This is a genomic window from Candidatus Nitrotoga sp. M5, assembly GCF_927904885.1.
In the GTDB taxonomy this organism is placed as follows: domain Bacteria; phylum Pseudomonadota; class Gammaproteobacteria; order Burkholderiales; family Gallionellaceae; genus Nitrotoga.
This window is the reverse complement of record NZ_CAKMNW010000041.1, coordinates 1-5,037: the sequence shown is the minus strand read 5'-3', so window position 1 is coordinate 5,037 and position 5,037 is coordinate 1. Positions and strand designations below refer to the sequence as shown.

The 5,037-nt window shown below is 50.8% G+C and carries 8 protein-coding genes; 5 read left to right on the top strand and 3 right to left on the bottom strand.

Annotation, left to right across the window (positions count from 1 at the left end):
• Window positions 1-71, bottom strand: a 71-nt coding sequence (locus MJ770_RS15665; protein ID WP_445083144.1) for a hypothetical protein, incomplete at its 3' end; no start/stop codon positions are given.
• A 207-nt stretch (window positions 72-278) separates the two neighbouring features.
• On the opposite strand from MJ770_RS15665, the gene MJ770_RS08945 reads away from it, so the two are divergent.
• Window positions 279-1,106, top strand: a complete 828-nt coding sequence (locus MJ770_RS08945; protein WP_239253221.1) for an alpha/beta hydrolase — start codon at window positions 279-281, stop codon at window positions 1,104-1,106.
• 206 nt (window positions 1,107-1,312) lie between these two features.
• On the opposite strand, the gene MJ770_RS08940 is transcribed toward MJ770_RS08945, so the two are convergent.
• Window positions 1,313-1,471, bottom strand: a complete 159-nt coding sequence (locus MJ770_RS08940; protein ID WP_239253215.1) for a hypothetical protein — start codon at window positions 1,469-1,471, stop codon at window positions 1,313-1,315.
• Window positions 1,472-1,919: 448 nt separating this feature from the next.
• Here MJ770_RS08940 and MJ770_RS08935 point away from each other — a divergent pair, with 448 nt between their 5' ends.
• From MJ770_RS08935 to MJ770_RS08925, 3 genes are all read left to right on the top strand, one after another.
• Complete coding sequence (locus MJ770_RS08935; protein ID WP_239253213.1) at window positions 1,920-2,252, top strand: hypothetical protein; 333 nt, start codon at window positions 1,920-1,922, stop codon at window positions 2,250-2,252.
• An 81-nt stretch (window positions 2,253-2,333) separates the two neighbouring features.
• The gene (locus tag MJ770_RS08930) at window positions 2,334-2,669 is read left to right on the top strand and encodes a type II toxin-antitoxin system RelE/ParE family toxin (RefSeq protein ID WP_239253211.1); all 336 of its coding nucleotides are present in this window, start codon (window positions 2,334-2,336) and stop codon (window positions 2,667-2,669) included.
• A 3-nt stretch (window positions 2,670-2,672) separates the two neighbouring features.
• Complete coding sequence (locus MJ770_RS08925) at window positions 2,673-2,957, top strand: helix-turn-helix domain-containing protein (protein WP_239253204.1); 285 nt, start codon at window positions 2,673-2,675, stop codon at window positions 2,955-2,957.
• Between the two features lie 255 nt (window positions 2,958-3,212).
• Here the strand turns inward: MJ770_RS08925 and MJ770_RS08920 are convergent, their stop codons facing one another.
• Complete coding sequence (locus MJ770_RS08920; protein WP_239253196.1) at window positions 3,213-4,841, bottom strand: recombinase family protein; 1,629 nt, start codon at window positions 4,839-4,841, stop codon at window positions 3,213-3,215.
• Between MJ770_RS08920 and MJ770_RS08915 the strand changes: the two genes are divergently transcribed.
• Complete coding sequence (locus MJ770_RS08915; RefSeq protein WP_239253167.1) at window positions 4,840-4,992, top strand: hypothetical protein; 153 nt, start codon at window positions 4,840-4,842, stop codon at window positions 4,990-4,992. The genes MJ770_RS08920 and MJ770_RS08915 overlap by 2 nt on opposite strands.
• The last annotated feature ends 45 nt before the right edge of the window (window positions 4,993-5,037 follow it).

The window sequence follows — 5,037 nt, the reverse complement described above, 5'->3', positions numbered from 1 at the left end:
TTCTGTGCAGCCGATGCAGCAACGAAGATTAGCCGTTTGTCATGGCGTAGCGCATTGAGCCAACTGTCGATGTAACTGGCGTGATACTCAGTCCTTGATCAACTACCATGCGTGCACTTTCTAATTTAAATGCGGCTTCGTAATGCTTGCGGTACTTGTTCATTGCGATTCCTCTCTAGCTGAATAATAATCCTAGCGAGGTGTACGTTTCTATTAGACCACTACACTTCCGATCGTCGACATAAAATAAAGCTTAAACAGGGAGTCGTGTGCGCCTGATGTGGAACGTTCTGTGTATTTTGGCAGCGGCTTATGTTGGGCTTGCGCTGGCACTATATTTTTTTCAGTCCCACTTGGTCTTCTATCCGGGAACCGGACGCGAGATGATTGCCACTCCTGCTCAGGTTGGCTTGTCATACGAAGACATCCATCTGAAAACTTCCGATGACATCAGTTTACACGGCTGGTATGTCCCTGCCGCGCAGGCGCGTGGCACAGTGCTGTTCTTGCATGGCAACGCAGGAAACATTTCCCACCGGCTTGATTCAATGCAGATGTTTCATCGTCTGGGCTATAGCACGCTGATCTTCGATTATCGCGGTTACGGGAACAGCGGCGGCACACCCACCGAGCAGGGCACCTATCGTGATGCCGAGGCTGCATGGCGCCATCTGGCCGAACAACGGCACACCCCTTCATGCCGCATCGTGTTGTACGGAGAATCAATGGGCGGCGCCGTTGCCGCGCAGTTGGCTGTTCACCAAAAGCCGGCTGCATTGGTGATCGCTTCCAGCTTCACTTCCGTGCCCGATCTTGCGCAACACATCTATCCGTATCTCCCGATACGATTGCTGACGCGTATCCATTACGATACGCGTGAATACCTGCGGACTATTACCGTGCCGGTGCTGATCGCCCACAGCCCGGAAGATGAAATCGTTCCATTCGAGCACGGGCATGCACTCTTTGCTGCGGCCAATCCACCCAAGCAGTTTCTAGAACTTGCCGGTGGTCATAACGACGGTTTTATTTTTATGCGTGAATCATGGATCAAGGCGTTGAGCGAATTTCTTGGTGAGCGGATGAATTCGTCTTGTAACCAGTAACGCACGTATTTTTATTTAAATCAGTATGCCAAACCTGCGCAATCTGCTGCGCGGCTTCACATTTCCTTATGCCATAACCAGCACGGCTACGCCGCGTATGCTGCCATTTCGAAGGCGATCAAGGGCCTCAATGGCCTGCTCCAGGGAAGGTTTCGACCACTGTCCTGATTCCTGCCTTGTGAGCGATATTAAGAAATTCCTCTCCATCACGGCGAGTGAGATTGGCAATGGATCGAATAGTGCGCGCCCTCCCACAGAATGGAATAGGGAAATCCGGGCACATCGCTCATGTGAATACCGGCACAAACAACAGTTCCACCCTTGGCAGTGTGGCGATGCGGCTCCGGTATTAACCATCTGCCCATTGTTGCCTCCATGCCTCATAGTGAAATTTTGGGCCGACAGCTAGCCTGACACAGGGGGAATCCATCTCCCTCACCTTTGGACATCAGAGAATTGGGGGCTCTTTCGGAGAAGTTACCTTTCAACAAAGCCTATGTTATGACCATCGTTGGTACGGAGCGAAACTGGGCAGGTCTCGCGCATAATGATGGCAAAGTAACTGAACTGGCCCCTATCGAATAACTCGCTTTTCATCGGTTGTTTTTTCTGCGCAAGACACTACGAAGTTTTGTATAAGATGGACGTATCTGGTTTCGAGGTGCATAAGGGAGAATTCGAACAGTAACTGGAAAACGCCTGACTGAATATATTTGGCCATTAAGGCTGTCAAACAGCACGTTGAATTTTCTACTTTTGTGAATTTCAGCATCTGTGGAAACAACACACAACCCCTTATAGTATGTGGATTATTTGAAAGACCACTGGCAAATATGCGCGCTGTGTTGTGGAAAATATTGTACGCTGTTTGACAGCTCTGACCTGTTGATTGCCGATCTGACCTTCGGCAACCGCAACGTCTATCACGAGATCGGCTATCTGATGGGGCTTAATCGTGGCAAATGGTTAGAACAGGATAACTTCATCCTCATCGCCAGTAAGAATACAGGAGATGACGAGTTGGAGAAGGACATTGGCTTCAATCTTAAGAGCTGGCAGCAATTACGATTTGAGAGCACGCGACAACTGGAGGAAGATCTCACCGAATCCGTGGAAACGTACTACAAATTGAATAGCGCTAAATGACCCTGTTTTTGCTCCAATGCATGTGCGCAACCATCCCAATTCAAATTTGCCAAAACTAATCCAATGGATTATAATAATTATATGATTACGATTGCCGAAGTGCCAGAATATATCCGCCAAGCGGAAAAACTTCTGACCGCAGATGAACGGCAGGACATTTTGAGTTATCTGGCAGCACATCCGAAATCTGGCGATTTGATCGAAGGCACAGGCGGCATTCGCAAGATGCGCTGGGGGCGGGGTGGACGCGGCAAAAGTGGCGGGGTGCGGGTAATCTACTACTACCACAGCGAAGTGATGCCGCTTTATCTGCTGGCGATGTTCGCCAAGAATGAGCAGGCCAATTTGAGCAAGGCGGATCGCAACAGCATGGCAAAGTTGGTGGATATTTTGGTTGCAACTTGGATTGAGAGGTGAGAAATGGGAAAAGCTTTTGACAGTATTTCGCGTGGCTTGAATGAAGCTATCGCACACGCGAAAGGCGAGAAGGTCGCGGTGAAACTTTACAAGCCGGAGGCGGTGGATGTCTCTGCCTTGCGCCGTAATATGGGTATGACGCAAGAGCAGTTTGCTGCCCGTTTCGGGTTTTCGGTGGCGACGTTGCGCCATTGGGAGCGTGGAGATCGTTCACCGCAAGGCGCGGCGCTGGTGCTGCTGAATGTCATCAAGCGCGCGCCGGAAGCGGTTACGGCTGCGCTGAACTGAGCAGCATCACAAATGCTTTGCACTTGTTGATAGCATCGTCACAGACTGGCGCGGCCAGACTTTGGCTTGTCTGATTGGCACAACAGCGATGCTCTTGCGCAAAAGTCATTACAGACTTGCTACGCAAGACTGTAGTAAAAACCGTACCACCTTCACGCTTTGACGGTGTTCCTGTGGCTGTCTTAGGCTGTCATTGAGTGTGGCGAACACTGGCAAGGTATTGATAAATAAAGATACGCTTGCGGGATTTACCGCCTACGAACCAAGGGGTCGGGCGCTCGAATCGCTCCGGGCGCACCAGTTAGGCATAAAACTGGGCACTTGATTATTCAGGTTGCCCTTTTTTATTTTCTGCATCGTATCCGCTAAAGCCGCATAGCTGCCTTTGATGGTGGCGGACTTATCCACTATCACGATTTCATCCACTAGAATATTCAAATAGCTTTTTGCTAATGGCGAGCCCTTGGCCAACAGCTTTTGCCGCAGCACCTTGCCGAACACGTCTACCTGACTCGCCTTGAGGTATTCCACCGCTGGAACAGAAGTATCACGGCGCACACCTGCCAGTTCAATGAACAAAGCCTCGCGTGCCGCTTTGAATTGCTGGGCGCGACGGTGGAAGGTGTCGTCACAAGGCATGCCGTTTTCGATTGCCTGCCACATGTTTTCTTGCTTCTTTTCGATCTGTTTAATCTGTCGGTTTAGTTCGTTGATGCGTGCTTGTTGTCCGTTTTTGGATGATTGAATGTGCTTGCGCAACGCAGCCATCATTTCTTGCAAGCGTTCTGGTGCAAAAACTTGATCGGCGAGTTTATCCAGCACAAGCTCATCGAATTTTTCCATTGGTAAATTGCCGCTCGTGCAGGCGTGGTTGCCTTGGCTGTGGCGGCTGGTGCATTTGTAATAGCGATATTTTCCGCTTTTGCCTGTGACCAGTGTCATGGCATGGTCGCAGATGCCGCATTTAAGCAGGCCAGTGAGGAGCGTTGGGGACGACACGCGGCGCGGTGGGGTTTTGCTTGGTGCGCGTGCTTCACGCCTAGCCCTGACCCACTCGAAAGTAGCCGCATCAATGATTGCAGGAATAGCGGTTTTAACCCATTCTTCCTGTGGTCGTTTCTGACCTGTCTTGGAATCCACTACGTTGAAGTAATAATCGCCTATATAAAGCATATCTGATAGCAGCTTGTGAATCTTGTGGATATTCCACGGGCTGCCGCGCATGAGCAGCCCTTTTTCTGTCAGGTGCTTGGCGATCTCCTTGCAGCCCATCACGCGACTTTCCAAGCCATGCAGGTAATATTCATATACCAGACGCACGATGCCTGATTCTGCTTCGTTGATTTCCAGCTTCTTCTTGCTACGGCCACGACTGGCCGCCCTATCGGTGGCGACGGCCTGATAACCAAATGGCGGCTTTGAACCGTTGAAAAAACCTTGGCGCGCGTTCTCTTTCATTGCGCGTGAAACGTGTTTGGAATTTTCCTTGGATTGGTGCTCGTCAAACAGGTTAATGATACGCCGCATCATTTCTCCGCCTGCGTCATCGCTCGTTGGTTGGGTAATGGATACGACCTTGATTTTATTCTTGGCGAGTTTGCGTTCATATACGCCGAACTCGATACCATCGCGGAAGAAGCGCGACAGGCTGTGAATGATGATGGCCTCGAATGCTGGCGGTTTAATCATGGCGTCAGTGATCATTTGCTGAAACACTGGCCGCTTGTCATCGGTGGCCGATGCACCTGGCTCGACATATTCTTGAATCACCAAATGGCCGTTCGCTTTTGCCCATTCATGCAGCTGGCGCAGTTGGTCGGGGATAGATAGATCGTTTTCTGCTTGGCGCGTGGTAGAAACTCTAGCGTAGAGGGCAACGTGCATGATTCACTCCGTAGTTACGCCGCATTCCGCACGGCTGAATTATTGCTGCGTGCCGCAGCATGTCAAGGCCAAGCCTTCGGTGCTTCGCAGCCTTGACATGCCGCAGCTCTCCGCATTCTGGTCTCTAGGCGGAATGCAGCTGGCTTGGTGAGCGTCTTTCAGTTCCGCGCTCGTCTTCCACGTGCAGCAGCAGCAT

Excerpts from the sequence above, each read along its gene's own strand:
- MJ770_RS08945 (WP_239253221.1), top strand. The coding sequence starts at position 279 with ATGTGGAACGTTCTGTGTATTTTGGCAGCGGCTTATGTTGGGCTTGCG.
- MJ770_RS08940 (WP_239253215.1), bottom strand. The coding sequence starts at position 1,471 with ATGGGCAGATGGTTAATACCGGAGCCGCATCGCCACACTGCCAAGGGT.
- MJ770_RS08930 (WP_239253211.1), top strand. The coding sequence starts at position 2,334 with ATGATTACGATTGCCGAAGTGCCAGAATATATCCGCCAAGCGGAAAAA.
- MJ770_RS08925 (WP_239253204.1), top strand. The coding sequence starts at position 2,673 with ATGGGAAAAGCTTTTGACAGTATTTCGCGTGGCTTGAATGAAGCTATC.
- MJ770_RS08915 (WP_239253167.1), top strand. The coding sequence starts at position 4,840 with ATGATTCACTCCGTAGTTACGCCGCATTCCGCACGGCTGAATTATTGC.
- MJ770_RS08920 (WP_239253196.1), bottom strand. The coding sequence starts at position 4,841 with ATGCACGTTGCCCTCTACGCTAGAGTTTCTACCACGCGCCAAGCAGAA.